Here is a 24,445-nt window from a genome sequence, read left to right on the forward strand (position 1 = left end):
TGGGAGAGGTCGATGACGCAGGAGACCAGCACGATGAACGTCAGTCCGGTCACGCTCGGCACGTCGGGCCTGGGCCGGGACACCGAGCCGGGTTCGGCGGGCGAGGACGCCGCGGTCGGGGTCGCGCTCGACCTGTTCGGCAGCGGGCACGCCTACCTCGACACGTCGAACAACTACTCCGGCGGCAGGTCGGAGGCCGTGCTCGGCCTGGCCCTCGCGCGCCTGGGGCCGGACGCCGCCGCGCGCGTCGTCTCGAAGGTCGATCCCGATCCCGAGACGCGCGCGTTCGACCGCGACCGCGTGCTGCGCTCGTTCGAGGAGACGACGGCGCGGCTCGGCGTCGAGCGGCTGCCGCTGCTGCACCTGCACGACCCGTACTCGGTGACGTTCGAGGAGGCGGTCGGCCCGGGCGGCGCGGTCGAGGGGCTCCTCGAGCTGCGCGAGTCGGGGCAGGTCGACGCGATCGGCGTCGCCGCCGCGCCGGTCCCGCTGATGGCCCGGTACGTCGGGACCGGCCTGTTCGACGCCGTGCTGATCCACAACCGCTTCACGGTGATCGACCAGTCGGCGGCGCCGGTGTTCGCGGACGCCAAGGAGCGGGGGATGACGGTGTTCAACGCCGCGCCGTTCGGCTCGGGCCTGCTCGCCAAGGGCCCGCACGAGGGCGCCGTCTACAACTACCGGCCCGCGGGCGCCGACCTGCTCGCGTGGACGCGGCGTCTGACGGAGGTGTGCGACGCCCACGGCGTCGCCCTGCCCGCCGTCGCGCTGCACTACTCGCTGCGGTCGCCGCTGGTCGACTCGACCGTCGTGGGGGTCGTCTCGCCGGGTCGGCGGGCGCAGCTCGACGAGCTCGTCGCGACCCGGGTCCCCGACGAGCTGTGGGGACAGCTCGAGGCGCTCGGCCCGGCGCCGTCGCCCGTGGACGACAGCGCCTACGCCTGACGGCGGGCCCGGCCGGGTGGTACGCCCGGCCGGGCCTTGCGGGAGGCCCGGTCGTGACGGGGTACTGACAGGGACTGGCACGAGGGCCGGGAAGCGCCTTGACTCGGGTCGTGCGCCCTGCAGCAGCCGTGCGCGACCGGACAGACGGAGACGACGTGAGCGACGACGAGTTCGACCAGATCTTCCCGCTCGGGGAGAAGAACGACGCCTATGCGCAGTACTTCACCGGCCAGAGCTACCTGGCCCCGCTCGCCGCGGGGAGCGTTCCCGTCAGCAACGTGTCCTTCGAGCCGGGCTGCCGCAACAACTGGCACATCCATCACGGCACGGGCGGCGGCGACCAGATCCTGCTGTGCACGGCGGGCAGCGGCTGGTACCAGGCCGAGGGGGAGGAGCCCGTCAGCCTGGAGCCGGGAACGGTGGTCCGGGTGCCGGCCGGCACCAAGCACTGGCACGGCGCGAAGGCAGACTCGTGGTTCTCCCACGTCGCCCTCATCACCCCGGCCGACGACCTCAGGAACGAGTGGCTCGAGCCGGTCACCGACGAGGTGTACGGCAGGCTGCCGAAGGCCGCCGTCAGGCCGTAGCGGCGGGGGCTCCCACGCCGGACCTGCCGCCGTCCCGGAACTTTTTGGCGGCAGCCCAGTTGATCTGCGTAGGGTCTGGATCTTGGGAGGAAACGAGGATGGCGTTACGTGAGCGGCGGCTGCGCCCCGCGCGCGGATCGGTCGCGACGGAGAACCACGCACTGCTCTCCGCGCTGGTCGCGCTGGCGGTGGGCCTGGTGGCGGCCATCGTGGTGTTCGCGGGTGACACGGTGCCGCTGTTCGGGGGAGTGTCGGCCGGCCTGGTCGCGGCCGTCGCCTCTGGTGTGTCCGGGGCGGCGGCGTTCTGCGCCGGCTACGTCCGGTCCTCGCGGACGCCGCGCCTCGGCGGGGAGGCCGGGAGAGGGGCCGGCCGGTGGCGGCGCGGCTTCGACGCCGTGGTGCTGACCGTCACGGCGGCCGGCATCGTCGTGCTGCTGACCGCCTCCGCCTTCGCGGTGTTCGACCTGGCGTTCCGCGAGCTGCGCCTGGACGCGCTGATGGCGGCGGTCCTCGTCGGGCTGTCGGCAGCGGTCGCCGCCTACGTGCTCACGCTGGTCTCCGTCGAGGTGACGTCGATCGCCATCGCGAACCTGCTCGCCCTGTTCCTCGTCAGCGGCGCGCTGGCGAGCATGCTCTCGGCCAACGACCCGCACTGGTGGCAGGTCAACTTCAGCGCCCTCGGCGTCGGCGGTGGCTTCTCGGCGTACGCGTTCAACATCACGCTGATCTTCGCCGGCCTCGCGATGACGACGCTGACCCACTACGTGATCGGCGACCTGCGCACCTGGGCGACGGCCCCGGAGCTGCGGCGGCTCGAGGTGCTCCGCACCTGGCTGATCGGGGTCGCCGTCCTGCTCGTCGGGCTGGGCTGGGTGACGGTCGAGGTCGCCAAGGCGCTCCACACCGTCATCGCGTCGGTCATGACGGTGCTGTTCGCGGGGCTGATCGTCGCGACCCCCTACCTGGTGCCGCGCCTGCCGCGTTCCTTCCTCGTCACGTCGTCCCTGTTCGTGAGCGTCTTCGCCCTCGTGGTGCTCCTCATGTGGCCGGTCGGCTACTTCAACCTCACCGCAGTCGAGTTCCTCGGGTTCTTCCTGCTGCTCACGTGGCTCTTCCTGTTCGTGCGCACGGTCGCGGCGTGCCTCCAGGACGCGCGGGCGGGCGACCGCCCGGAGCCCGTGGACGCGGGCCCGGTCGAGGTCGAGGCGCTCGCGCCGGGCTGACGGACGGGGCGCGCGGGTCGCGTCCGGCTAGTGGTTCCTGCGGAAGCGGTTGAGCAGCGAGATACCGCCGAAGGTGACCCAGGCCACCACGACCGTGGTGACCGCCGCGACGAAGAGGCCGCTGCCGACCGTGTAGGCGATCACCCCCGAGACGCCTCCGGCGATGAACGGCATCAGGGCGTCGCCGTCGACCCGGCGTGGTCGTTCGGGAGTCTGGTCCATGTGCACGAGGCTAGTGCGACACGGCCCCTCCCTGCGCGAGGGCGGAAGGGGCCGTGCTCGGGTCACAGCAGCTCGACGCCGTCGGCCTGCGGTCCCCGGTCGCTCTGGCGCACCTTGTACCGGACCCGGTCGCCCTCCTCCAGGACCTCGTCGCCCCGCACGACCGACACGTGCACGAACAGGTCCTCGCCCCCGCCGTCGGGCGTGATGAAGCCGAAGCCGCGGTCCGCGTCGTAGCGCGCGACGGTGCCCTTCCCGCCGCGCACCGGCCCGCCCGATGCCGCGGGGCGGCCCGGCCGGCCGCGGTCCGACGTCGGGCGCGCACCCCTGGAGCCGCGCGCGAGCTGCACGTTGCGGGCGTTCGGCCCCTTGTCGCCGTCGACGACGTCGTACGTGACGCGAGCACCCTCGGAGAGCTCGGTCAGCCCCCGGCCGAGCCCGCTGACGTGGACGAAGATGTCCTCGCCACCCGAGTCGGGCGCGACGAACCCGAAGCCCTTGGTGTCGTCGTACCAGGACACCGTGCCGTCCGCGCCATCCGACTGCACGGCAGGCCGGCCCGCTTCCGCCCCGAGCGGCAGCAGGTGGTCCGCCTGCGGCCCCTTCTCCCCGTCGACGACGAGGAACGCCACCCGCTGCCCCTCGGAGATCACGCCGCCGCCGACGATGGCCGAGCTGTGCACGAAGATCTCGGCGCGACCGCCCTCGGGCGTGACGAAGCCGTAGCCCTTGGCCGGCTCGTACCAGGTGACGGTGCCGAGCACACCGAGGGGCGCGTCGGCGGCCCGGTCGCCCGTGACCCGGACGCGGCGCGCCATGGGGCCACGCTCGCCCTCGCCCACCTCGAACTCGACGGCCTGCCCCTCCCGGAGCTGCTTGGGTCCGTCGTCGCCGACGATCTCCGACGCGTGCACGAACAGGTCCTCGGCCTCGTTCCCGAGGTCGATGAAACCGAACCCTCGGTCGGCGTCGAACCATCGAACAGTTCCTTGCGGCAACTCAGACTCCTCGTTCTGTGCAGACATTGCTGTGGTCCAGTGTCCCTGACGGAACCCGGCTGATCGTCCGCGAGGCCCGGGCGGGTGAACGTGCACCGCATGGCGCGAAGCCTCTTGACCACCACAGCCCGCCCCGATAGTCCGGTATGTGCCGATGGCCAGGTGCGAACGAGGCGAGTGGTCACCGGTACAGACCCAGCCGCTACCGAGGAGAGTCGTGAGCCGTACCCCACGCACCACCCGAGTCCTGAACACCGCGCTGGCCCCCTTCGTCAGGGGCTACCGGGACCCCGCCGGGTCCTGGGCGAAGGCGGTTGCGCAGGTCGAGAAGAGCGCGGCCACCCAGGATCGCCCGTTCGCCGACGACCTCGGCCAGGTCCTCCAGGGGGCCTCGGAGATACCGCGGCTGTCGCCCCTGGGCTGGTTCCTCATCTTCAACGAGGTCAAGGGCAAGTACGTCAACCGGCTGCGGGTGGGCCGTGTGCTGTCCGAGCACCCGCAGGTCGCCGAGGAGCAGATCGTGGCGCCGGTGTTCGTGTGCGGGCTGCCGCGCACCGCCACGACGCTGGCCCACCGGGTCCTGGCCCAGTCGCCCGACCATCGTGGCCCGCTGACCTGGGAGCTCCAGCACACGAGCCTGCACGACCCGCGCACGGCGCGGAAGGTGATCAAGGAGCTCGAGCAGGCCCTGTCCCTGATGGAGCTGGTCGCGCCCGGTCTGCAGGCCAAGCACCCGACCTACATCGACCGGCCGGAGGAGTCGGTGCTGTTCTTCGCGCACGGCCCCCAGTGGCCGCTGCAGCGCGGACCGATGCCGTCCTACAGCGCCTGGCTGGAGGACCGGCACGACGTGGGGTCCCAGTACGAGTACCTGAAGCTGGGACTGCAGGTGCTCCAGCACGGGCGCGAGCCCAAGCGGTGGGTGCTGAAGTACCCGGGGCACCTGGGCGACATGGCCGCCATCCGGAAGGTGTTCCCGGACGCGACGTTCGTGTGGACCCACCGTGACCCCGTCACCGTCATCGGTTCGTTCGCCAGTCTCCTGGAGACGCTGCAGGCGATGTGCCAGCGGGAGACCGATCCTGCGGCGATCGGACGAGCCGCGCTGGATCATCTGGTCACCCAGGTCGAGCGGGGACTCTCCGCGCGGATGGACATGCCGCCGTCGTCGATCGTGGACGTGCCGTACCACAAGCTGTCCGCCGACCCGTTCACGGTGGTACCCCAGCTCTACGCCGCGATCGGGGCACGGTGGACCACCAGCGACGAGGAGCACCTGGCCGAGGTGATCGCCAAGCCGAAGGGGGCCCCGTCTCACCGGTACGACCTGTCCCGCTACGTGGACCCCGCCGAGGCCGAGGCGGCGTTCGCGCAGTACAACCGCATGCTGGACCGCCTCGACCTGCGCGACGCGACGCCGGCCGCCGAGCTGTGACGGGCCGGGCGGGTGCCGGTACCAGTCCAGCTGCTCCGCACGCTGTCAGGCCTGGGTCACGACCTGTTGCCGGGCTGGTGGCCGCTGGCGAGCTCGTGGGCCTCGGCGGCGAGCTCGGGCCAGTCCTCGGACTCCGAGATCGTCACCCAGTCGGCGCCGGGGTCGTGCCTGAGGAGCTCCGCGATGCCGCGCTTGACCAGGTCGTCCGCGCGTTCGGCGGGCAGCCGGACGGCGAGCGAGCTGCCCGCAAGGAACGCGAACGCCGTCTGATGGACCACGAGGGCTCCCTCGCGCACGGTGACGTCGAGGTCGGGGTCCTGCTGAAGAGTGGTCTTGAGGGCTTCGTATCGGGCGTCCACGGTCATCGTGCTGCCTCCTGTCATGCACCTACGGGTGGTCTGACGGACATCTGGTCGATCCTATGGCGCGTCCGCCAAAACTTCCGGGGATCGGTGCCGGCTGCGGTGTACGCGATGCCCGGGGGAACACCGACACACCGTTGTCGCGTCGGCGCCCGAGAGTGGACGCATGACCGAGAACACGAAGCCCACCACCGTCTCCACCGCCCGCCAGTCGCTCGACCTGTGGCTGACGATGTGGAACACCGACGGCGAGATCGCACGACAGATCTGCGCCGACGACTTCCGGATCCACTTCGCCGTGACCGAGCGTGATGGCTCGACCCCCGCGGACGACATCCGCACCGCCGAAGACTTCGTGCAGTACCTGGCCTGGTGGCACGAGCAGAACCCGGGCGTCGTCTTCACCGGCGTCGCCGATGCGATCGACGGCATCCACGGCCGACTGCTCTGGGACGTCGACGCGGACGGCAACCGCGCGGGCGGCGTCGACGTGTTCGACTTCGCTCCGGACGGCCGGGTCCGACGGGTCTGGTCCGTCGGCGGCCAGCGGAGCATGCGGAGCTGACGAGGCACCCCGGTCGAGGGCGATCCTAGGATCGAGGCATGAAGCGAGCCGAGCGGCAGTACGCCCTGGTCGACCTGCTCCGCGGAGCCCGCCGGCCCTGGTCCGCCGCCCGGCTCGCCGACGAGTTCGGGGTGTCCTCGCGCACCATCGAGCGCGACATCGCTTCGCTCCAGCTCGCCGGGGTGCCCATCTACGCGGACCACGGGGCGGCGGGCGGGTACTCGATCCTGCGTGAGTACTCGCTGCCGCCCCTGAACCTGTCCGCCACCGAGTCGCTGGCGGTGCTCGCCGGGCTGGCGCTGCTCGACTCTTCGCCGTACCAGGGGGCCGCTCGCCGTGCCCGCGCCAAGATAGCGGCCGTCATGAAGGAGGAGCACCGTGCGCCGGTGCAGGAGGTGCTCGGGACGATGCGGGTCATCGACGCCGTCGCCGCGACGGACGACGTCGTACCGCTCGGGATGCTCGCGGACGTGATCGCGGCGCGGCGCGTGGTGCGGATCACCTACCTGGGCGAGGACGAGAACGGCGCCCCTGATCCTGCCGGTACCACCGTGCGTGACGTCGAGACGATGGGGTTGCTGCGTGCGGGCGACTCTTGGTTGCTCTCGGGCTGGTGCCGGCTACGCCAGGCGATCCGAGGATTCCGCATCGAGCGGATCACCCGGCTCGAGATCCTCGGCGAGGAACCGGCGACCCGCGACCCCGCGTCCTGGGAGGCCGATCTCGCGCGGTGGCCCACACGGCGGCTGGCGTGATCGCGTTTCCCCGCGCTCGCAGACCGTCCATGACATCGGCGTACCCGGTGGCATGACGACGGGTCTGTGGCCCTGTCTCTCGGCTCCGACGTCGTCTGGTCGGGCACAGCCCCCGAGGTGGGGTAGTATTTCCGTCGGCCCCAAGGGGCCAAACCGGTAGCCTTGAGCATGCTCAAGAACACCGCGGGCTGTGGCGCAGCTTGGTAGCGCACTTGACTGGGGGTCAAGGGGTCGCAGGTTCAAATCCTGTCAGCCCGACAGATCGCCCCTCACCTGTTCTCGCAGGTGGGGGGCGTTTTTCGTTGGCTCAAACCCTGTTCTGCGGCGAGCGTCGGGACGGGACTTGTCCCGGATCCGCTTGGCCGGCCACTCGCTGGAGCACGTGGAGCCAGGACACGCGCGCACCATGCCCCCGGTGGAGCTCGTATAAGTTCTCGCGGGCATGGCCGATTCTCGCCCTGGTGTGACGGGCGAGGCCTGGTAGAGCTTCAACGGGCGTCTTCAGCCCAAAGGGAGGTGAAGGACTGTGGCGAGCACGCCGTTCGTCCTGGAATCAATGATCTGGTGGATCGTTCAGCGCGAACCGTCGGAGATTCGCTTCCCGGCCGTGCGAGACGTCATGAGTCGAGCGCTCCGCCGAATGGAGGCGCTGGATCGCGACAGCGCTGGACTGTACGCGCACCTGATCGCGCGCGCCGAGTCCGAGTTCGAGCACGAGTACCTTGCTTCGTGCTTTCCGGAGGCGGCCGGTTTGACCCCGGCTTCGGAGGTTTCCCTACGCGGTGTGCCTGGCACTCCGATGCACATCGACCATCCGGAGCACCGATGGCGAGTTGACAATGTCGACTTTGCGATACGCGACCTGGACGCCGCCGTCGAACTATGGTGGTTCGGCAGGCGTAACAGAGAAGTGCTGGACGATGTCATCTTTGACGGCGTCGAAATTGCTGTCTCGAACGTGTTGGGGCGCTCTCGGCGTCAGGCCAGGGTGTTGTTCGACGGGCTCTGGCTTGAGGCGCGCGACGCTGACGAGAAGTCCTCGTTGATCACCGCACTCGCCGAAGAGTTCTCTCGACGAGATGTCCTTCAGGACTTTCCGATCTTGTATCGGTGGACCGACGTCGGTGGTCCGGTTCGCGCCGAGATGGTGAATCAGGGCTATCTGGCCGGCCGTGCGGACGGTCCATCGGGTCCGCCTTCCGAACGGCCTGACTGGGTGGCTATCGCGAGGAGCTTTTGGGCAGACGTGCGTGAGCTGGACGTGGAGGGCCGCCGGGATGCTGCGATCGACATGGAGGTGTTGTTGCGCGGGCCGGTGTTTCGGTCCGTCTTCATCTTCCGCGAATTGTGGTCAAGTGCACGCAATGACGACGAGCTGATCTGGCTGTTGGACTATTTTCGTTTTCCGTTCTGCGAACTAGGTTTGGCGACGAAAATCCCAGAACTCAAGGATGCTGCCCGCCGGAGTGCGGAAATTCGACATGTGCTGGAGATGCTCTTGTCGAACCAGTGAGGGATGCGTCAGGGCTGCCCCAGCCGAGGCTGGTGGGTAGGCGCGGACGATCTGGTCCCTGGTCCGCAGGTAACCTCGAACCCGATACCATGGTGTGCTTCCTACTGCGTGCTGAGTCGAGGAACAAGGATGTTTACCCGTGTCTCGCGTCGAGTCGCCTTAGCCCGAGTCCGCGCGCAGTACTCGTCTCGCGCGTTGGCGAACACATTCTCATCCGGAGACTCGCTGCTCTCGCTGGCCTCGGCCGGTGGCCAGGACAAGCAACCTGGCCGTGAATCCCCGCTGGTGGCCCATTCGCTCCCCGCGATCAGCAACCACGCAGGTCAGAGCCGCGACGCACAGTTCAACGTCTGAGGTCGCGCGGTATGCGCGCTGAGACGGCGAGCGAGAGCGCAACGGTGACGAGCGTTAGCACCATCACGACGATCGCGGTCCAGCCCGCGGCGAAGGCGATGCCCCCGAGCCAGCCGAAGACGCTGGAGCCCAAGTAGTAGGAGAGCGTGTAGAGCGACGTCGCCTGCGCCGGATTGGACCCTGCGGCTGGTGCGACCCAGCCCGACGCGATGGCGTGGGCAGCGAAGAAGGCCGCAGTGAACAGCGTCAGACCAAGGAGGGTGAGGAGTAGCTGTTCGGGGACGGTCAGCGCCGCGCCGGCGGCCATAAGGCCGGCCGAGGCGACAAGAACGGCCCGGCGCCCGTGGCGTGCGGCGAACCGCGCGGCGTACCGTGCCGATGCCGTGCCGGAGAGGCTGGTCAGGAAGAGGAGCGCCGCGAGCGAGGGGGAGAGGTCGAACGGTGCTTTTTCGAGCCGGTAGCCCAGGTAGTTGTAGACAGCGACGTAGGCGCCCATGAGCAGAAGTGCCTGTGCGTAGAGCATGAGCAGGAGCGGGTGCCGGAAGGGCACGGTCACTCCCTGCCACAGTGTCCTTCCGCCGGTACGGGCGAGCGGCTGAAATGTGCGGGCATCGGGGACGGTGAGTACGACGACGGCGGCGCTGACCGCCGATAGCGCACCCACGGCGAGCGCACCGGCGCGCCAGTCGGCAAGCTCCGCCACCGGCGCGGCCACGAGCCGTCCGACGAGGCCACCGATCGCGGTACCCGAGACGTACGTTCCCGCTGCCGCCGGCGCGTGCTCGCGTCGCACCTCCTCATGGAGATAGGTCAGGGCGAGCGCAGGGGTGCCGCCGAGGGCTACGCCTTCCAGTGCTCGTGCGATCACGAACGACGGGAAGGTCGGCATCAGCGGCGCGGTGAGCCCGACGACCGCCGTCGCGACGACGGCTATCTTGATCGCCGGCGTGCGGCCGATCCGGTCGGCAAGATGTGCCCAGGCGAGCACGGAGAGCGCCAGACCGGCAGTTGCCCCGGAGACCGCGAGGGCCGCGGCCGCGGGGCCGACGTCGTAGCCCCGGCTGATCGCCGGGATGACTGCCTGCGGATAGTAGAGCTGTGCGAACGTCGTGATGCCGACGGCTCCCAGCGCGATCAGCAGTCTTCGGTAGGCAGGACTTCCCTTGGCGTACCCGTCTGTGCGCGTGTCAGCGGCCATCTCCCGGACGATAGGTACTCGCGACGCATGCATCCAATGCATTCCCGAGGCTGAATCTATGCGGCAATAGATATGATGCCTGGTATGGATGTGGTGTCCCGTCGCGTGCTGCCGATGCTGCCGGTCCTTGCCGCGTTCGCCGAGACCGGGCAAACCCTCGCCGCAGCCGATGTGCTGCAGATGCCTCAGTCCACGGTCAGTCGGACGCTGGCGCGGCTCGGTCTGGAGCTGGGGGTGCCGGTCGTGGAGCGGCACGGTCGCGGCATCCGTCTGACGCCGGCCGGTGAGGCGCTGGTGCCGCATGCCGCCGCGGTGCTCGCTGCCGCCGACGCCGGGGTGGACGCGGTCCGCGTCCAGGAACCCGGCGCCCGGGGCACGATCACCATCGCGTTCCAGGGCACGCTGGGCGAGCGGGTGGTGCCTGCGCTGGTGCGCGCCTTCCTGCGCGAGCACCCTGCGACGAGGTTCGAGCTCTTGCAGGTCTCGCGCACGTTCTGCCTGGGCGCCGTCGAGGACGGCACTGCCGACGTCGCCCTGATCTCACCCCTGGAGGAGAGGGAGGGGATGTCCTCGCTGCGGCTGCACGTGGAGCCGCTCGTGCTCGTCGTGCCGCAGGGGCACCGGCTGGCGACCCGGCCACGGGTCGACTTCCACGAGGCAGCCGCGGAGACCTTCGTGTCCATGAAGCCGGGCTACGGGATGCGTTCGCTGCTCGACCGGCTCGCTGCCGATGCGGGGTTCACGCCGCGGGTCGGGTTCGAGGGAGACGAGCTGAGCACGCTGCGCGGACTTGTCTCGGCGAGTCTCGGAGTCGCGCTCGCACCTCGTGACCTCCATGGCGCACCGGGGTGCGTGGAAGTCCCGGTCACCGACGCTGGGGCCTTCCGGGAGATCGGCGCGAGCTGGCTGGACCAGCGGACGACCACGCTCGCCGCCGCGTTCCGGACGCTGCTGCGCCGCCGTGGTCGGCGCCTGACCGAGATCGGCCTTCATCATCCGTGACTGGCCCTACAAGAGCATTGATCAGTGGGGTGCAGGCTGGATGAGCTCGAGGAGATTGCCCTCGGGGTCGTGCACATAGGCGAAGCGTGCGCCGGGCCTCACGGCAGCCGCGGGGGCGCTGACTTCGGTGGCGCCTGCCTCGAGGAGGGAGCTGAAGGTGACGTCCAGGTCGTCGGTGGTCAACGCCCAGTGAAGTAGCCCTGAGTACCGGCCCCGTCGAACGGGTCGCTGAACCGCTGCGGCGTCGAGCCCGCGCGTTCGACGAGCTCCAGGCGTAGTCCGGAGGGTGAGGCAAGGATGGTCGACCGGACCCCGGCCTCGGGCATGGCGAACTCTTCCTCGACCTCGGTCAGGTCCAGCGCGTCGGCATAGAACATGCGCTGTTTGTCGAGGTCTGAGACCGAGAGTCCGACGTGGTTGTGATGCAGTGACATGACGCCTCCTTGAGAGTTTTCGGCACGGTGGACGCGGTTCATCTGGCCGAGGGTGCTTTCGATCGGCGGTTCGGTGCGGCGCCGTCCTGGAGGCGCTGGATCAGGTGGTGCGCGATCGTCGCGTCCTGTGCGCCGGTCCCGGTCAGATCGGCGACCGATACACGCGTGTCGTGCCAGGCAGGAGCGCCGGTACGCAGGAGGTCGCCGATGGTGCCGAGGCGGTTTCCGCGGCGCGCGACGGCCGTGAGCTGGTGCTCGGTGATGTCCTGCAGCTCGCCGAGCCTGCGGGACTGGTCCAGGTCGTCGACGGCGATGACGTCCGCACGCAGGACCAGGTCGGGGTCGAGCTCTCGCTTGCCAGGGCCGTCCGAGCCGACCGCGGTGATGTGGGCACCGGGGCGTACCTGGTGCGGGCGCAGGACGGGACTGGTTGCCGTGGTGGCGGTGATGATGGCGGCGGCGTCGATGCTGGCGTCCGAGAGCTCCCTGACATCGACGTGGATGTCGTACCTGTCACGCACCCATCCGGCGAGTCTGTCGGTGCGTTCCCGGGTGCGGCCGATGAGCGTGATCCTCTCGGGTGTTCTGACGTGCAGGGCGCCGGCGATCTGATGGCGGATCTGTCCGCCCGTGCCGATGAACGCGATCGTGTCCAGCTGTGCGGGGGTGAGCAGGTCGAGCACGACCGCGCCGGCGGCGCCGGTGCGCAGCTCGGTGAGGTAGCCGCCGTCCAGGACCAGTGCTAGAACGGTCCCGGTCTCGGCGTCGAACACGGTCGTGTGGCCGTCGGAGGTCGGCAGGCCCCGCGTCGTGTTCCCGGGGAAGCCGCTGGAGGCCTTGACGGCGAACGTGGGCAGCTCGTCGACGACCGCGCCTTTGACGTGCACGGCACCGCCGTCGGCGTCCAGGTGCCAGGGGGCGGGGGAGCGGACGGTGCCGTCGGCCAGGGCGAGGAACGCCTGGCGTGCCGAGGCTACGGCCGTGCCGATGTCGACGGTCTCCTGGACCTCGGCGGCGGTGACGATCCACGGCGTCGCGCTGCTCACGGGGCCACCAGGGTCGAGAGCCGCGCTGCGGTGATATTGCGGCCGGTGATCACGAATACGGTCGGCAAGTCCGTGGGAAGTGCTCCGCCCAGGGCCGCGGCGACACCGACGGCACCAGAGCCCTCGGCCACCACCCCGTGCCTCAGCGCCAGCTCGGCCACCGCCTGCTCGATCGCCGCCTCCTCCGCTGCCACCACCGGGACCCCCGCTGTGCGGAGGATGCCGGGCGTCAGGGCGTCTTCGGCGATGTTGCCGGCCAGGCCGTCGGCGATCGTGGGACGCACCTCGACCTGGACGACCTGCCCGGCGGTCATGGAGGCGGAGACGGCGCGGGAGGCCGCTGCCTCGACGCCGAGCACGGAGAGCCGCTCGGGGGCACCGAGCGCGGTACCCGAGGCAAGCCCGCCACCGCCCACCGGCACGACCACTCGTGCTGGCCCGGGCAGTACCGCCGCGATCTCGTGCATGACAGTCGCCTGTCCGGCGATCACGTCCGGGTCCGTATAGGCCGACACATATCGGCCGCCGCTGCGGTCGGCGATGGCGAGCGCGGCGGCTTCCGCGGCGTCGTACCCGTCCCCGACAAGACGCAGGTCGACCGCGAATCGCCGCAGCGCCTCGATCTTGGCCGGCGAGGCTGTCTCCGGGACAACGACGGTCGCCTGAGCGCCCAGGCGCTCTGCAGCGAACGCGATACCGAGACCGTGATTGCCAGCCGATGCCGTGACGACCGGGCGCCCGTCTGCCATGGATGCCGCTACGGCAGCCAGCGCGCCACGGACCTTGAACGACCCGGTCGGCTGGAGCGACTCGAGCTTGAGGTAGGCGGGCGCGGCGAACCCCGCCACGTCGAGCGCCACCAGTGGAGTCGGCTCCAGGTGCTGGCTGATCACCGAGGCCGCGGCCTCGATCCGCTCCGCCCACGTCGTGGTCGTCATCGTGTTGCCTCCAGCTCGTTGATCGTGGTGCGGATGGCCCGGTCGAGCGCTTCTGCCTGTGCCGCGGCGTCGTAGGTGTCGGGGTCGAGCAGGGACAAGGCCGCCAGGCCGTCGGTGAGGGCCACGAGCCGGATCGCGCCGGAACGCAGCTGGTCTGCTCCGGCATCGGGAGCGATGCCGCTCAGAAGGCGGCCGATCCGGCCGACCCAGTCGCGGTTGCCGTCGACATGGACCGTGGCCAGCTCCGGGTCGGCGATGCTCGCCGCGGCGAAGCCGGTCCACACACGTGCCTCGTCGCGTCGCGCGCGGTCCAGCGTGAGGGAACCGGCAAGGACGCCGCGCAGCCGGTCGACCGGGTCGCCCGCCTCGGCCTCGGCCCGGTTGGCGCGTTCGGTCGTGCGGCCGAACAAGAGCCTACGGGCGTGGACGAGCATCGCGGCGCGCGAGCCGAAATGGTGCATGATCAGGCCAGTCGTGCAGCCTGCCGCCTCCGCGACGGCGCGTACGGAGGCGCCCTCGATTCCGCGGGTCGCCACGACGTCCCACACCGCCGTCGAGATCCGCTCGACGGTCGCCGCATCTGGTTCTGCTCGCATCACGCCTCCACGTAACAGTCGTTACGTAACGAGTGTTACGCCTCGTCGAGGGTATGCGCAAGGCAGTGGGTCAGGTCATTGTGAGCCGAGCCTGGTGCAACCAGCACCAGGATGAGGAACACAGAACCTGCCACGATCGGGTGCGTGAACCATCAACCCGACCATCTGAGGCTCGACCGAGCGGCGCTGGTGACCATCGACGTCCAGCGAGACACCCTCGACGGGGCGCCTCTGGAGATTCCCGGGACCAGTGCCGCGATACCGGCGATAGGTGCTCTGGCCGAGGCCTTCCGGACCGGACGGCGTCCGATCGTGCACATCGTGCGCCTCTATCTGCCCGACGGCAGCAACGCCGAACCGGTCCGCCGAGACCTGGTCTCCGGTCCTATCCCGCTGCTACGTCCTGGCACGCCCGGCCGGCTGCTCGCACCGGGCATCGTCCCTGGCGACCCGGATCTGGACGACGACCTGCTCCTGGCCGGCCGCGCGCAGCAGGTGGCCAGTGACGAGATCGTGCTCTACAAGCCGCGGTGGGGTGCGTTCTTCGCTACCGACCTGGAGCAACGTCTGCGGGCCTGGGGCGCGGATACGGTCGTGTTCGCCGGAGCGAACTACCCCAACTGCCCCCGCACCTCGATCTACCAGGCCAGCGAACGAGACTTCAACGTCGTGGTCGCGCAGGACGCAATCTCAGGGCTCGACCAACAGGGTCGGGACCAGCTGGCCAACATCGGTGTCCGGCTCCAGCCTGCTGCGACCATCGCTGCTGCGCTCACGGCGGGCAAGGAGGGCGTCAGTGCCTGAGGAGCTGACCCTCATCACGCTGATCCGCAAACGGCCGGAGGTGTCCACGGAGGCCTTCCGTGCGTTCATGGAGCACGACTACGGCCCCACCTACACGCGGATGGTCCAGGTCGAGTCGTACGTGCAGCACTACGTCACCGAGCTGGCCAACGACGGCAGCGAGGACCCGATCGACGCGATCGTCCAGATCACCTTCACCTCGCGCGAGGGCATGCGCGAGGCGCTGGCGACCGACGAGTACCAGCGGGCGCACGCGGCCCGGAGCCGCTTCATGCGGGCCACCACCGCCGGGATCCACACAGTTCGTGTCGAGCGCTCGGTGGTGCCCGGCGGAGGGCACGCCGCGCCACCGACCGCGTCCGACCGATCGTGACGTGCCGCCGACGCCACTGCCGTCCCTGATGCACTCCAGCGAGCCTGGAGTGATCAGCTGCGGCAGTGGCGCCTGCGGGACCGCTCCAGTCCTCAAGCCGCCGGCTGCGCACCGCGGACGGCCACGCCCGTGCGCCCGCCGTCGATGTCGAGCACCGAACCGTGTACGAACCGCGCCTCGTCGCTGGCCAGGTAGACCGCGGCCGAGGCGATCACGTCCGGGCGGCCACTGGCCCCGACTGGAGTGCCCCACATGAGCGACTCACCGCGCTCGCCGGGCTCGGGCGCGATCTCGCGGATCACGCCGGGAGAGATCGCGTTCACGTTCACGCCGGACGGACCGAACTCCGCGGCCCATGACCGGGTCAAGGTCTCGATGGCCCCCTTGGAGGACGTGTATAGCGCGGAGCCGGCGATGCCCAGCCGTGCACCCCAGGAGCCCATGTTGATGATCGTGCCTTGGCCGCGCTCGACCATCGACGGCGCCAGCCGTGCGACGAGGAAGAACGGCGCCTTCACGTTCACCGCGTACACCAGGTCGGCCGTCTCCTGAGAGATCGAGGCGGTCGGCCCACCAGGAAAGACCCCGGCGTTGTTGACCAGCACGTCGACGCGGCCGCCCAGTGCCTTGAGGGACTGCTCGGCGAGCCGGTCCGACGCCGCCTTGGACCCGTCTAGGTCGGCCGCGACGAAGTCTGCCCTGCCTCCCGCCTCTCGGATTCGTCGCACTACGGCCGCTCCTCGCTCCTGCGACCGGCCGGAGACCACGACATGCGCCCCCTCGAGCGCGAACCGCTCTGCGATCGCAGCGCCGATGTTGCTCGTCGATCCCGTGACGAGCACCTTCTTGCCTGCCAGCCTCCCGGCCATGATTCCTCCCACATGTTGAAACGGACGGTGCGTCCGTATATACAATACGGACGCACCGTCCGATAGGCAAGGGAGGCTTCATGAACTCGTCGGTCCGACCCCGACGCGCCGACGCGGCACGCAACCTGGAACGGCTCCTCCGGGCCGGGGAAGAACTGTTCGAGGAGTCGGGCGCCGCCATGCCCTTCGAGCAGGTCGCCCGTCTCGCGGACGTCGGCAAGGGCACCCTGTACCGGCACTTCCCGACCCGCGAGCATCTGCTCGCGGCGCTGCTCGCCTCCAGGTTCGAGGGCCTGGCGGCCACGGCCCGTGAGCTGAGCCAGGGGAGCGCACCGCTCGACGCCTACCGGCGATGGTTGGTCGCGTTCGACCAGATGCCCAGCGGCTACCGCGGTCTGCGCACGGTCCTCATGGACGCGCTGGGCGACGACGCCTCGGTGATCGCGGTCGCGTGCGAACCAATGAAGACCGAGTTCGACGCGATCCTGGTCGCCGCCCAGGATGCCGGACTGGTCCGGTCCGGCATCGCGGCCCGAGACCTGCTGACAGTCGTCGCCGCGCTGCCGGACACGCTCCGCGGTGACGCCCAGCGCCACCCGTGGCTCGCCATCCTGATCGACGGCACCCTGACCGAGGCCGGGCGTCGCCAGGAAGCTGGGCGAAGCTGACCTTGGCCGGGGCGGCATCTTGCCGTGTCAGGTGGCAGGGAAGGTCTGCATCCAGAGAATCTCCAGGGTGCGGTGCACGATGCGCCAACCCTGCGGACGCCGCTCCAGCCGGTCGACGAAGAAGCCCGTCTGCATCAGGTTCCATGCCCGGCCGTCGGTGGTCCCCGAGTGGGTGTGCAGGTGCTGGGTCCGCGCTGTCGCGGTGTCCCCGTCGATGTCCACGGTGGCGAAGCCCTGGAAGTGCTGCCAGTTGTCCAGGCCCGACATGGTTCCGCCGGGCCTGCGCATGGTCGCTATGAGGGACCGGTAGTCGACGTCGGGTGCGGCGCCGCCGGCCCGGTAGTCCAGGACGGCGTCCGGGGCGAACACCAGGTCCCACTGCTCGTGGACCGCGTCGTCGCCGTTCTCGTGGAGGTCTTGTCCGAGTGCGTACCGGACTATCACGTCCTGGATCGCGAGCCGGTCCAGGACGTACTGCAGGGCGGCCGGGTCCGCCGCGTCGGTGATTGTCGCCATGCCCTCGACGTTAGATTTATGCTTCCCATATGACCAGTACTGACAAAAAAGTAAGTACCCCTGGGTGCACGATCGACCGGGTCGAGAAGGCCCTGCGGGTCATCGAAGGGCGCTGGAAACTGCTGATCATCCACCACCTGCTCGTCTCGACACCGCGACGGTTCTCCGACCTGGAACGCGCGATCCCGCAGGTGACGCAGAAGATGCTCATCCAGCAGCTGCGCGCGCTGGAGGCGGACGGGGTCGTTCGCCGTGAGGCCAGGCCCGTGGTGCCCCCGCACGTGGAGTACTCGCTCACGCCGTTCGGCCTGGCGTTGGAGCCGGCGCTGGATGCGCTGCACGACTGGGCCCGCGACGGTGCTCCGTCCGGCACGGGTGCTGACCTGTCCTGACCGCCTCGGGCCTGCTCCGTGCTGGAGTCGCTGCCGTGAGAGCGCGTCTGGCCGTCCGACGGGCTGGCGCCGTCAGGCCTCCACACGGGTGATTCGCCGTGCGACCAGTGCCAGGCAGGCCGCGACGAGCAAGCCGGCGACCGAGATCAGGACGGTCGCGGACGCGTCCAGGCCGCTGGTCAGCAGGACGCCGCCGATCCCGGCTCCCGCCGCCTGGCCCACGTAGGTGCCCGTGGAGTTGAACGAGATGACGACACCGGCCATCTGCGGGTGCAGGCCGGTGAGCATGTGGTTGTTCGGCGCGACGAACGCCCAGCTCCCGATACCGCCGAAGAGCATCGCGACCACGACCACCCAGGGAGAATGTGCGAGCGCGATGACCGACAGGGCTGCTGCCAGAAGCATGATCGCGAGCGCGGACGTGAGGCCTGCGCCGATCCGGTCGGTGAACCAGCCGCAACCAAACGCGCCGATGGCACCGCCCACGCCCCACACGAGCAACCCGGCGGCCAGTGCGCTGCCGGAGATCCCTGCGATGTCATGCACGATCGGGGCGATGTAGGTGTAGACCAGGATGCCGGAGCCCGTGGCAAGGGCGGTGATCAGGACGACCAGGGCGACACGGCGATCGCCCATCACTGCGAACCGGTGGCGTAGCGCGACGGCTGCCTCGCCGTCCAGGTGGGACAGGGCGACCGCGAGCGCTACGAGTGCGGCCAGACCCACGAGCGCGACGAACGCCAGGCTGGCCTGCCACCCGAGGTGCTGACCGAGGAAGGTGCCGAGCGGGACGCCGAAGACGGTCCCCAGGGCGATACCGCCCAGAGTGACGGACAGGGCGCGTCCCCGTGCTGCGGGGCCTGCCAGGGTGGTGGCGACCGCGTTGGCGGTCGGGGTGAAGCCCGCCGCGCCGAGGGCGCACAGCACCCGGGTGGTGATCAGGACGGCGAGGTTCGGGGACAGTGCGCCGGCGACGTTCATGGCGACGAAGACCGCCAGGCTGATCGCGATCAGGGTCTTGCGGGGGACCCGGTGGGTCAGCACGGACAGGAACGGGGCTGCGATCGCATAGGTGATTGCGAACGCGGTGACGGTCTGACCGGCGGCGCCCTCGGAGACCTCGAGGTCTGCGGACAGCTCGGGCAGGATGCCGGCCAGGACGAACGAGTCGGTCCCGATGGCGAAGGTGCCGATCGCGAGCAGGGCGACCGGGACGATCCAACGGTCGGGCCGCTCGTCCGATGGCGAGTGGCGGTGCGGTGACGTGGTTTCGGTGGTCATGCACACCATCGTGTTGGCGTGCCTTAACCTGGTACAGACGGCCTTTATGCTGGTATAAATGCCACCTGGTTGGTGCGCCCGAGGAGTGGTGACATTGTCCGACGTGATCCAACGACGAGAGCTGGCGACCTTTCTGCGCGCCCGCCGCGAGGCCACCGACCCGGCAGCGGTCGGTCTGCCTCGCGGATCGCGTCGACGAACGCCCGGACTGCGCCGGGAGGAGCTGGCCCAGCTCTCCGGGGTGAGCGTCACCTGGTACACGTGGCTGGAGCAGGCGCGGGAGATCGGGGTCAGCAGGCAGGTCGTCGAGGCGATCGGTCGCGCGTTGCGGTTGGGACGCGACGACCGGGACGTACTGTTCACGCTGGCCGGGATGGCACTGCCGTCCGGCCCGCCCGAACCGCCGCGCGTCAACGACACCCTGGCGCGGCTGGTCCAGACCCTGCAGCCCAACCCCGCCTACGTCGCGAACGTGTGGTGGGACGTCCTGGCGTGCAATGACATGTACGCCGAGCTGCTAGGTGGTTTCGACGAGCGCCCGGCCCCGGAGCGCAACATCCTGTGGCTGACCTTCACCCAGAAGCGCTCCAGGAACCTGTTCGTCGACTGGGAGACCGAAGCTCGCCAGCTGGTCGGTCAGTTTCGGATCAACCTCGCCCAGCACCCGAACGACCCGCGCGGCGGGCAGCTGCGCACCGCGCTCCTCGACGCCAGTCCGCGCTTCGCCGAACTGTGGCAGGAACAGACGGCACGCCGCTTCGAGCCCTCCCGCAAGCAGCTGCGGCACGAACGCCTCGGTGTGCTGCACCTCGACTACGTCAAGCTCGACGTCGCCGAGCAGCCCGACCTGGCGATGCTCGTCTTCCTGCCTGCCGACGAGAAGACGGCCGGCAAGCTGGGGAGCCGGTTCGTCCCCTACGGTGCCGTCCACGAGTCGGCCCCGGCCTGAGCCGGACGCCTGAACGTTCGTGTGCTCGCGCCGGTGCGAGCACACGACCGAGCGGTCGAAGGCCGTCTCGGCTCACACGGGCTGCGGGGTGAACACCTCGAACGTGTTGCCGTCCCGGTCGGCAACGATGCTGCGTACACCGCCGGCAGAGGGTGTCGGTCCGTCCAGGACCCTTCCGCCGGTGTCGGTCAGTGCCGCGACCGCGGCGTCGTGGTCCCGGGCCATCAGCGTGGCGGCCCGCCGGAACGGCGCCAGCTGCTCGGGCGTGCCCTCGATGAGCATGAACGTCCCGACGATCGCCATGCGGAACTGCGGGAACTCCAGTCGCCGCACCTCTTGGGTCCCGGCGAGCGTGCAGTAGGCGGGCAGCGCCGCATCGAGGTCGGCGACCTCGATGCGAGACATCACGGAATCGATGATCTTCGTCATGGCCACGACCGTAGAAGCCCCTGGAAGCGTGCGTAAGCACGCAGGCCAGTGGCGCTGATACTAGTTTGAGCGCCACCAGCACTAGGTATAGCGCCCGGGTGAGTCGGGGGCACACGGTGGGAAACGCAACCCCACCAACCCACACAGGAGATCACCATGACCGTGGAACCACGCGTGGCCCTCGTGACCGGAGCAACCCAGGGGCTGGGACTGGCACTGGTTCAGGAGCTGTCCCGACGCCTCAACTCCCACGACGTCGTCTACCTCACCGGGCGTAACCTCGCCAAGGCCGAAGCCCTCGCCGGCGAGCTCGCCGACACCGCCACGGCAAAGGTCGTCGCGGGACAGTTCGACGTCGCCCAGCCAGACTCCGCGGCACGGCTCGCGACTCTCATGCAAGACCGGCACGGCGGCATCGACCTCGTGTACAGCAACGCCGTCATGCGGGTCACCCCCGGCGACGACGTGCGCGACGTCGTGACCGAATACGTCGAGGTGAACAACCTCGGAACCACCCGCCTCCTGCGTGCGTTCGCGCCGATCATCCGCGACCATGGCCGCCTGATCGTCGTGGCCAGTTCCCTGGGGACACTCGACTACCTCGCGCCCGTCCTGCACCCCACCTTCCGCGACCTGCACACCCTGGACGACGTCGACGCCGCGATCACCGGCTGGCGCGACCAGGTCGCCTCGGGGACGATCACCGGCACCCCATGGCCCGGGTTCATCAACATCCCGTCCAAGATCGGACAGGTCGCCGCCGACCGCGCGCTCGCCGAGCAGCGCCGCACGCACGATGCCCAGCGCGACATCCTGCTGGCCGCGGTGTGCCCGGGCATGATGAACACCCCGACGTCGGGCGCGTTCTGGGACGTCGCAAACGCCCCGTCGCCCGCGCAGGCGGCTGTCCCGCTCGTTGATTTCGCGCTCGGCCCGTTCCAGGGAGCGCTGTACGGCGAGCTCTCCCGCGAGGGGCGTGTGCTCGAGTTCGACCGGTACGTTTCGCTCACGGCGGCCGCCATCTGACGGGCGGCACCTCATGCCGCGACGCGTCAGTGAGCGCGGTAGAGGTCGATGGCGACGCTCATGCGCGTCCTGAACTCCTCCCGCGTGCCCGCGTCGTGCTTGATGCCGATCGCGGTGCTGATGAGGGTGCGTGCGACGTCCTCGGGGGTGGCCCGCGCGTCCTGGTCGCGGGCTTCCCGCACGGCGGTGGTGACCAGCGAGCGGAAGCGGCTCGAGTACTCCGCCGGCATCGTGCCCAGCAGCCCGGGGTTGGCCTCGATGAGCCCGTCGATCTCTGCCGCGAGCGGCCCGACGTAGCGGCCCGACCAGTGGTCGAACGCCTCGAGGAGGCGGTCGTTCAGCGGAGCGCCGTCGTCGGCGAGGGCCGCGGCCGCTGCCCCGACGCCGTCCTCGAGCGCGTGCTCCACGGTGGCGTGGAAGAGGTCGGGCTTGGCCGAAAAGAGGAAGTACAGGCCTGGCCGTGAGATGTCCGCGGCCCGCGCGACGTCGTCCATCGACGTCTTCCGGTAGCCGTGGCGGGCGAAGGTCGTCAGTGCCGCGTCGAGTACTTGTGTCCGTCTGTCGCGGTGCATGACGCCTCCTGGTTCTCGCGGGACCTGCTCGGCCGAGAAGTCCCGCAGGGTGCTCACTATACAGAATCTGTCTCTTGCGTATAGTGACCGGACGTTCGTTCCTGTCTCGTTCTGGAGGTAACGATGTCCCGACCCGCACTGCTCAACACCACGTTCGACGCCCACAGCACCGCGGACGACGTCGTGGCGGGCCTCGACCTCACCGGCGTACGCGCGGTGGTCACCGGCGCCACGTCGGGGCTGGGCCAGGAGACGGCCCGTGCGCTCGCGACCACGGGAGCCGAGGTCACGCTCGCGGTGCGTGACATCAGGGCCGGCGCGGCCGTTGCCGAGGAGGTCTCGGCAGCCACCGGGAACGCCGCGGTCCGAGCCGCCCACCTCGACCTCGCCGAACCCGGCTCCGTCGCGCGCTTCGTCGCCGGCTGGGCCGGTCCGCTCCATCTGCTGGTCAACAACGCCGGCGTGATGTCGCCGGTCCTGGCGCGCAACTCGCTTGGCTGGGAACTGCAGCTTGCGACCAACCACCTGGGTCATTTCGCACTGTCCGTGGGGCTGAGGGACGCGCTCGCAGCCGGTGCGGCCGAACGCGGCGGTGCCCGGGTGGTCGCCCTGACGTCCGGGGCCCACATGAACTCGCCGGTCGTGTTCGACGACCTGCACTTTCGCCGGCGGCCGTACGACCCGCAGCTCGCGTACGCGCAGTCCAAGACAGCGAACGTGCTGTTCGTCGTCGAGGCGACCCGCCGCTGGGCGAGCGACGGCATCGTGGCCAACGCCGTCAACCCCGGGGGTGTGGCGACCGGTCTGCAGCGTGACTTCACGCCCGAGATGAAGGCGTACCTGGACCGTCAGGAGGCGGCCGGCGCCTTCCGCTACAAGACCGTCCAGCAGGGTGCCGCCACGACACTCGTCGCGGCCACGGCCCCGGAGCTCGCCCGCAGCGGTGGCCACTACCTCGACGACTGCAACGAGTCGTCGACCGTGTCCGACGACGCCGACCTGCGCGGCAACAGCCACGCCGTCAAGGAGTGGGCGCTCGACGCTGAAGCCGCCCGGCGGCTGTGGCACGTCTCCCTCGACCTGACCGGCCAGGAGCCGTGAAGCGATTCGTGGCCAGCGCGCAACGCAGTGTGCCCGCCTAGGTAGTTCTTGCCGATGCGATGGTGCGGGTCCGTCGGCGATCGTCCTGGTGCGTCAGTCAGCACCCGCAGCGTGCTGGTCGCTCCCGGACACCCACGTACGACCACGAAGAGAGCAATCGAATGAGCCGAATGATGCAGTTCGCCTGGTCCGCGTTCCTGCCCGCCAAGCCCGAACCCGGCATGACGATCCTGGACCCGTCCGTCACCCGCATGCGGGTGCTGCCACAGGACCTGGACTTCATGCGCATCGTCAACAGCGGTGCCTACCTGCAGATCATGAACGTCGCCGGGTACCGGCACATGGGGCGGGCGGGAGGACTGCGCCTGGCCGCGGAGCAGTCCTGGATCGGGGTCGTGGCGGCCTCGACCCTCCGCTACCGCCGTTCCCTGCGCCTGTGGGACCGGTTCGAGGACACCTCACGGGTACTCGGCTGGGACGACCGAGCCTTCCAGATCGCCGTTCCCAGTCCTGCCCGCGCGTCGTAATCTCCGGACATGTCCGAAGTGAGTGACGGCGATGCGGTTGAACTATCCGTGCGCAAGCACCTCGATGATCCATCTTCCTGGACCGAGCCGACTGGATATCCCGACTCGCTGGCACTGTGCGCGATTGACTCGGTCTACTCGCTGCAGTCGCGCTACTCCGCGGCTGTCCGCGTAGTTGACCGCTACCGCACCTACCGCCGGGACCAAGGCGGCCGACCAGACAGGGACGGCGCATCTGAGTTGCTGGCAGCGATCCAGGAGTCAGGAGGGCCTGTCCCGGGAACAACGCTGCGGCAGCACGCGGCACCGAAGTCCATCACAGTGAGGAATGGGCGACTCATCTGAAGGGCCTTGGATACGAAGGGGAACGAGCGCTTCCCTCCGGGGCGCGCCCAGACGGGTTCACAGCAGCAGGTTTCCCTGTAGAACTCAAGCCGGCCACGCAGAGTGGCATTCGGCGAGGAACGAGGGAACTCCGGAAGTATTTGAAGGAGATGGGTGTGGATTACGGGGAAGTTTGGGCATACAAGGAAGGGGCAAATGGTTTGGAATTCATGATCGCTCGGGTCCCTAAGAGCCCGCACAGATGGTGGCGCGTCTACTGATGGGTGCTCCGAGATCGAGAATGCTTCTTATCCATGACCTTCAGGCTTGGGGGGCGCTTGATGGGCATGCCTCAGTGTCGCGGAACGGCTCAGCCGTCTGGGAAGCTCGTGGCCTTGCAGTTACCTTCGCAGTGACTCGGAGTCCTGGCGGCGCCGTGGA

The 24,445-nt window shown here is 69.5% G+C and carries 28 protein-coding genes, 1 tRNA gene and 2 pseudogenes; 18 read left to right on the forward strand and 13 right to left on the reverse strand.

The window, feature by feature from the left end:
• Positions 1–12: 12 nt before the first annotated feature.
• The 3 genes from H291_RS0110775 to H291_RS29515 all read left to right on the forward strand — a co-directional run bounded on the left by H291_RS0110775 (position 13) and on the right by H291_RS29515 (position 2,755).
• The gene (locus H291_RS0110775; protein WP_020015006.1) at positions 13–945 is read left to right on the forward strand and encodes an aldo/keto reductase; all 933 of its coding nucleotides are present in this window, start codon (positions 13–15) and stop codon (positions 943–945) included.
• 155 nt (positions 946–1,100) lie between these two features.
• Positions 1,101–1,532, forward strand: a complete 432-nt coding sequence (locus tag H291_RS0110780) for a cupin domain-containing protein (protein ID WP_020015007.1) — start codon at positions 1,101–1,103, stop codon at positions 1,530–1,532.
• 98 nt (positions 1,533–1,630) lie between these two features.
• Positions 1,631–2,755, forward strand: a complete 1,125-nt coding sequence (locus H291_RS29515; protein ID WP_020015008.1) for a hypothetical protein — start codon at positions 1,631–1,633, stop codon at positions 2,753–2,755.
• Between the two features lie 27 nt (positions 2,756–2,782).
• On the opposite strand, the gene H291_RS0110790 is transcribed toward H291_RS29515, so the two are convergent.
• Both H291_RS0110790 and H291_RS34790 read right to left on the reverse strand, forming a co-directional pair.
• On the reverse strand, positions 2,783–2,977 hold the full coding sequence (locus H291_RS0110790; protein WP_026365622.1) for a hypothetical protein: 195 nt from the start codon (positions 2,975–2,977) through the stop codon (positions 2,783–2,785).
• A 62-nt stretch (positions 2,978–3,039) separates the two neighbouring features.
• Positions 3,040–3,975 (reverse strand): cold-shock protein, encoded by a 936-nt coding sequence (locus tag H291_RS34790; protein ID WP_026365623.1) that lies wholly within the window; start codon positions 3,973–3,975, stop codon positions 3,040–3,042.
• Between the two features lie 217 nt (positions 3,976–4,192).
• Between H291_RS34790 and H291_RS29520 the strand changes: the two genes are divergently transcribed.
• Positions 4,193–5,410: a sulfotransferase family protein gene (locus tag H291_RS29520; protein WP_020015010.1), complete on the forward strand. Its 1,218-nt coding sequence runs from the start codon at positions 4,193–4,195 to the stop codon at positions 5,408–5,410.
• A 56-nt stretch (positions 5,411–5,466) separates the two neighbouring features.
• Here the strand turns inward: H291_RS29520 and H291_RS29525 are convergent, their stop codons facing one another.
• Positions 5,467–5,775, reverse strand: a complete 309-nt coding sequence (locus tag H291_RS29525; protein ID WP_020015011.1) for a hypothetical protein — start codon at positions 5,773–5,775, stop codon at positions 5,467–5,469.
• Between the two features lie 163 nt (positions 5,776–5,938).
• On the opposite strand from H291_RS29525, the gene H291_RS0110810 reads away from it, so the two are divergent.
• The 4 genes from H291_RS0110810 (at position 5,939) to H291_RS0110825 (ending at position 8,605) form a co-directional block, all read left to right on the forward strand.
• Positions 5,939–6,337: a nuclear transport factor 2 family protein gene (locus H291_RS0110810; RefSeq protein WP_020015012.1), complete on the forward strand. Its 399-nt coding sequence runs from the start codon at positions 5,939–5,941 to the stop codon at positions 6,335–6,337.
• A gap of 38 nt (positions 6,338–6,375) precedes the next feature.
• Positions 6,376–7,092, forward strand: a complete 717-nt coding sequence (locus H291_RS0110815; protein WP_020015013.1) for a helix-turn-helix transcriptional regulator — start codon at positions 6,376–6,378, stop codon at positions 7,090–7,092.
• 184 nt (positions 7,093–7,276) lie between these two features.
• A tRNA-Pro gene (locus H291_RS0110820) sits at positions 7,277–7,350 on the forward strand.
• A 268-nt stretch (positions 7,351–7,618) separates the two neighbouring features.
• Positions 7,619–8,605, forward strand: coding sequence for a hypothetical protein (locus H291_RS0110825; protein WP_020015014.1), 987 nt, complete (start codon positions 7,619–7,621; stop codon positions 8,603–8,605).
• A gap of 343 nt (positions 8,606–8,948) precedes the next feature.
• On the opposite strand, the gene H291_RS0110830 is transcribed toward H291_RS0110825, so the two are convergent.
• Positions 8,949–10,157, reverse strand: a complete 1,209-nt coding sequence (locus tag H291_RS0110830; protein WP_020015015.1) for an MFS transporter — start codon at positions 10,155–10,157, stop codon at positions 8,949–8,951.
• A gap of 84 nt (positions 10,158–10,241) precedes the next feature.
• On the opposite strand from H291_RS0110830, the gene H291_RS0110835 reads away from it, so the two are divergent.
• Positions 10,242–11,159 carry a LysR family transcriptional regulator gene (locus H291_RS0110835; protein WP_020015016.1) on the forward strand — a complete coding sequence of 306 codons (918 nt, stop codon included), beginning with the start codon at positions 10,242–10,244 and terminating at the stop codon, positions 11,157–11,159.
• A gap of 21 nt (positions 11,160–11,180) precedes the next feature.
• Here H291_RS0110835 and H291_RS34520 read toward each other — a convergent pair.
• From H291_RS34520 to H291_RS0110855, 4 genes and pseudogenes are all read right to left on the reverse strand, one after another.
• Positions 11,181–11,635 (reverse strand): annotated as a pseudogene (locus tag H291_RS34520) (VOC family protein).
• Complete coding sequence (locus H291_RS0110845; RefSeq protein ID WP_020015019.1) at positions 11,632–12,639, reverse strand: ornithine cyclodeaminase family protein; 1,008 nt, start codon at positions 12,637–12,639, stop codon at positions 11,632–11,634. The pseudogene H291_RS34520 and the gene H291_RS0110845 overlap by 4 nt, the downstream one beginning before the upstream one ends.
• Positions 12,636–13,577 (reverse strand): threonine ammonia-lyase, encoded by a 942-nt coding sequence (locus H291_RS0110850; protein ID WP_020015020.1) that lies wholly within the window; start codon positions 13,575–13,577, stop codon positions 12,636–12,638. The genes H291_RS0110845 and H291_RS0110850 overlap by 4 nt, the downstream gene beginning before the upstream one ends.
• Positions 13,574–14,173, reverse strand: a complete 600-nt coding sequence (locus tag H291_RS0110855) for a TetR/AcrR family transcriptional regulator (protein WP_026365625.1) — start codon at positions 14,171–14,173, stop codon at positions 13,574–13,576. The genes H291_RS0110850 and H291_RS0110855 overlap by 4 nt, the downstream gene beginning before the upstream one ends.
• 144 nt (positions 14,174–14,317) lie before the next feature.
• Between H291_RS0110855 and H291_RS0110860 the strand changes: the two genes are divergently transcribed.
• Both H291_RS0110860 and H291_RS0110865 read left to right on the forward strand, forming a co-directional pair.
• The gene (locus H291_RS0110860; protein WP_020015022.1) at positions 14,318–14,977 is read left to right on the forward strand and encodes a cysteine hydrolase family protein; all 660 of its coding nucleotides are present in this window, start codon (positions 14,318–14,320) and stop codon (positions 14,975–14,977) included.
• Entirely contained in the window at positions 14,970–15,350 is a 381-nt protein-coding gene (locus H291_RS0110865; RefSeq protein ID WP_020015023.1) for an EthD domain-containing protein, read from the forward strand. Before H291_RS0110860 ends, H291_RS0110865 begins: the two co-directional genes overlap by 8 nt.
• 92 nt (positions 15,351–15,442) lie before the next feature.
• Here H291_RS0110865 and H291_RS0110870 read toward each other — a convergent pair whose 3' ends face one another.
• Complete coding sequence (locus H291_RS0110870) at positions 15,443–16,219, reverse strand: SDR family NAD(P)-dependent oxidoreductase (RefSeq protein WP_020015024.1); 777 nt, start codon at positions 16,217–16,219, stop codon at positions 15,443–15,445.
• A gap of 80 nt (positions 16,220–16,299) precedes the next feature.
• Between H291_RS0110870 and H291_RS0110875 the strand changes: the two genes are divergently transcribed.
• Positions 16,300–16,887, forward strand: coding sequence for a TetR/AcrR family transcriptional regulator (locus H291_RS0110875; RefSeq protein ID WP_020015025.1), 588 nt, complete (start codon positions 16,300–16,302; stop codon positions 16,885–16,887).
• 27 nt (positions 16,888–16,914) lie between these two features.
• On the opposite strand, the gene H291_RS0110880 is transcribed toward H291_RS0110875, so the two are convergent.
• A complete protein-coding gene (locus H291_RS0110880; protein ID WP_020015026.1) occupies positions 16,915–17,403 on the reverse strand; it encodes a nuclear transport factor 2 family protein in 489 nt (162 codons plus the stop codon).
• A gap of 29 nt (positions 17,404–17,432) precedes the next feature.
• Here H291_RS0110880 and H291_RS0110885 point away from each other — a divergent pair, with 29 nt between their 5' ends.
• The gene (locus H291_RS0110885; protein ID WP_020015027.1) at positions 17,433–17,795 is read left to right on the forward strand and encodes a winged helix-turn-helix transcriptional regulator; all 363 of its coding nucleotides are present in this window, start codon (positions 17,433–17,435) and stop codon (positions 17,793–17,795) included.
• Between the two features lie 72 nt (positions 17,796–17,867).
• On the opposite strand, the gene H291_RS0110890 is transcribed toward H291_RS0110885, so the two are convergent.
• A complete protein-coding gene (locus H291_RS0110890; protein ID WP_020015028.1) occupies positions 17,868–19,076 on the reverse strand; it encodes an MFS transporter in 1,209 nt (402 codons plus the stop codon).
• A 103-nt stretch (positions 19,077–19,179) separates the two neighbouring features.
• On the opposite strand from H291_RS0110890, the gene H291_RS0110895 reads away from it, so the two are divergent.
• Positions 19,180–20,025, forward strand: a complete 846-nt coding sequence (locus H291_RS0110895) for a helix-turn-helix transcriptional regulator (RefSeq protein ID WP_232216063.1) — start codon at positions 19,180–19,182, stop codon at positions 20,023–20,025.
• 72 nt (positions 20,026–20,097) lie between these two features.
• Here the strand turns inward: H291_RS0110895 and H291_RS0110900 are convergent, their stop codons facing one another.
• Positions 20,098–20,454 (reverse strand): VOC family protein, encoded by a 357-nt coding sequence (locus tag H291_RS0110900; protein WP_020015030.1) that lies wholly within the window; start codon positions 20,452–20,454, stop codon positions 20,098–20,100.
• Between the two features lie 156 nt (positions 20,455–20,610).
• On the opposite strand from H291_RS0110900, the gene H291_RS29535 reads away from it, so the two are divergent.
• Entirely contained in the window at positions 20,611–21,480 is an 870-nt protein-coding gene (locus H291_RS29535) for an SDR family NAD(P)-dependent oxidoreductase (RefSeq protein ID WP_020015031.1), read from the forward strand.
• A gap of 26 nt (positions 21,481–21,506) precedes the next feature.
• Here H291_RS29535 and H291_RS0110910 read toward each other — a convergent pair whose 3' ends face one another.
• Entirely contained in the window at positions 21,507–22,052 is a 546-nt protein-coding gene (locus H291_RS0110910) for a TetR/AcrR family transcriptional regulator (protein ID WP_026365627.1), read from the reverse strand.
• A gap of 123 nt (positions 22,053–22,175) precedes the next feature.
• Here H291_RS0110910 and H291_RS0110915 point away from each other — a divergent pair, with 123 nt between their 5' ends.
• From H291_RS0110915 to H291_RS34895, 3 genes and pseudogenes are all read left to right on the forward strand, one after another.
• Positions 22,176–23,153, forward strand: a complete 978-nt coding sequence (locus tag H291_RS0110915; protein WP_020015033.1) for an SDR family NAD(P)-dependent oxidoreductase — start codon at positions 22,176–22,178, stop codon at positions 23,151–23,153.
• A 170-nt stretch (positions 23,154–23,323) separates the two neighbouring features.
• Positions 23,324–23,680 carry an acyl-CoA thioesterase gene (locus H291_RS29540; RefSeq protein WP_020015034.1) on the forward strand — a complete coding sequence of 119 codons (357 nt, stop codon included), beginning with the start codon at positions 23,324–23,326 and terminating at the stop codon, positions 23,678–23,680.
• Between the two features lie 296 nt (positions 23,681–23,976).
• A pseudogene (locus tag H291_RS34895) lies at positions 23,977–24,285 on the forward strand (hypothetical protein); the annotation flags it as partial.
• Positions 24,286–24,445: the final 160 nt, after the last annotated feature.

Source organism: Promicromonospora sukumoe 327MFSha3.1 (assembly GCF_000385135.1).
GTDB lineage: Bacteria > Actinomycetota > Actinomycetes > Actinomycetales > Cellulomonadaceae > Promicromonospora > Promicromonospora sukumoe_B.

Bases quoted from the DNA above. Each gene is read 5' to 3' on its own strand.
- H291_RS0110870 (WP_020015024.1), bottom strand. From the start codon at position 16,219: ATGGCCGGGAGGCTGGCAGGCAAGAAGGTGCTCGTCACGGGATCGACG.
- H291_RS29535 (WP_020015031.1), top strand. From the start codon at position 20,611: ATGACCGTGGAACCACGCGTGGCCCTCGTGACCGGAGCAACCCAGGGG.
- H291_RS0110810 (WP_020015012.1), top strand. From the start codon at position 5,939: ATGACCGAGAACACGAAGCCCACCACCGTCTCCACCGCCCGCCAGTCG.
- H291_RS0110910 (WP_026365627.1), bottom strand. From the start codon at position 22,052: ATGCACCGCGACAGACGGACACAAGTACTCGACGCGGCACTGACGACC.
- H291_RS0110890 (WP_020015028.1), bottom strand. From the start codon at position 19,076: ATGACCACCGAAACCACGTCACCGCACCGCCACTCGCCATCGGACGAG.
- H291_RS29540 (WP_020015034.1), top strand. From the start codon at position 23,324: ATGATGCAGTTCGCCTGGTCCGCGTTCCTGCCCGCCAAGCCCGAACCC.
- H291_RS0110815 (WP_020015013.1), top strand. From the start codon at position 6,376: ATGAAGCGAGCCGAGCGGCAGTACGCCCTGGTCGACCTGCTCCGCGGA.
- H291_RS0110880 (WP_020015026.1), bottom strand. From the start codon at position 17,403: ATGGCGACAATCACCGACGCGGCGGACCCGGCCGCCCTGCAGTACGTC.
- H291_RS0110855 (WP_026365625.1), bottom strand. From the start codon at position 14,173: ATGCGAGCAGAACCAGATGCGGCGACCGTCGAGCGGATCTCGACGGCG.
- H291_RS0110850 (WP_020015020.1), bottom strand. From the start codon at position 13,577: ATGACGACCACGACGTGGGCGGAGCGGATCGAGGCCGCGGCCTCGGTG.
- H291_RS0110835 (WP_020015016.1), top strand. From the start codon at position 10,242: ATGGATGTGGTGTCCCGTCGCGTGCTGCCGATGCTGCCGGTCCTTGCC.
- H291_RS29515 (WP_020015008.1), top strand. From the start codon at position 1,631: ATGGCGTTACGTGAGCGGCGGCTGCGCCCCGCGCGCGGATCGGTCGCG.
- H291_RS0110915 (WP_020015033.1), top strand. From the start codon at position 22,176: ATGTCCCGACCCGCACTGCTCAACACCACGTTCGACGCCCACAGCACC.
- H291_RS0110900 (WP_020015030.1), bottom strand. From the start codon at position 20,454: ATGACGAAGATCATCGATTCCGTGATGTCTCGCATCGAGGTCGCCGAC.
- H291_RS0110885 (WP_020015027.1), top strand. From the start codon at position 17,433: ATGACCAGTACTGACAAAAAAGTAAGTACCCCTGGGTGCACGATCGAC.
- H291_RS0110830 (WP_020015015.1), bottom strand. From the start codon at position 10,157: ATGGCCGCTGACACGCGCACAGACGGGTACGCCAAGGGAAGTCCTGCC.
- H291_RS0110775 (WP_020015006.1), top strand. From the start codon at position 13: ATGACGCAGGAGACCAGCACGATGAACGTCAGTCCGGTCACGCTCGGC.
- H291_RS29525 (WP_020015011.1), bottom strand. From the start codon at position 5,775: ATGACCGTGGACGCCCGATACGAAGCCCTCAAGACCACTCTTCAGCAG.
- H291_RS0110875 (WP_020015025.1), top strand. From the start codon at position 16,300: ATGAACTCGTCGGTCCGACCCCGACGCGCCGACGCGGCACGCAACCTG.
- H291_RS0110790 (WP_026365622.1), bottom strand. From the start codon at position 2,977: ATGGACCAGACTCCCGAACGACCACGCCGGGTCGACGGCGACGCCCTG.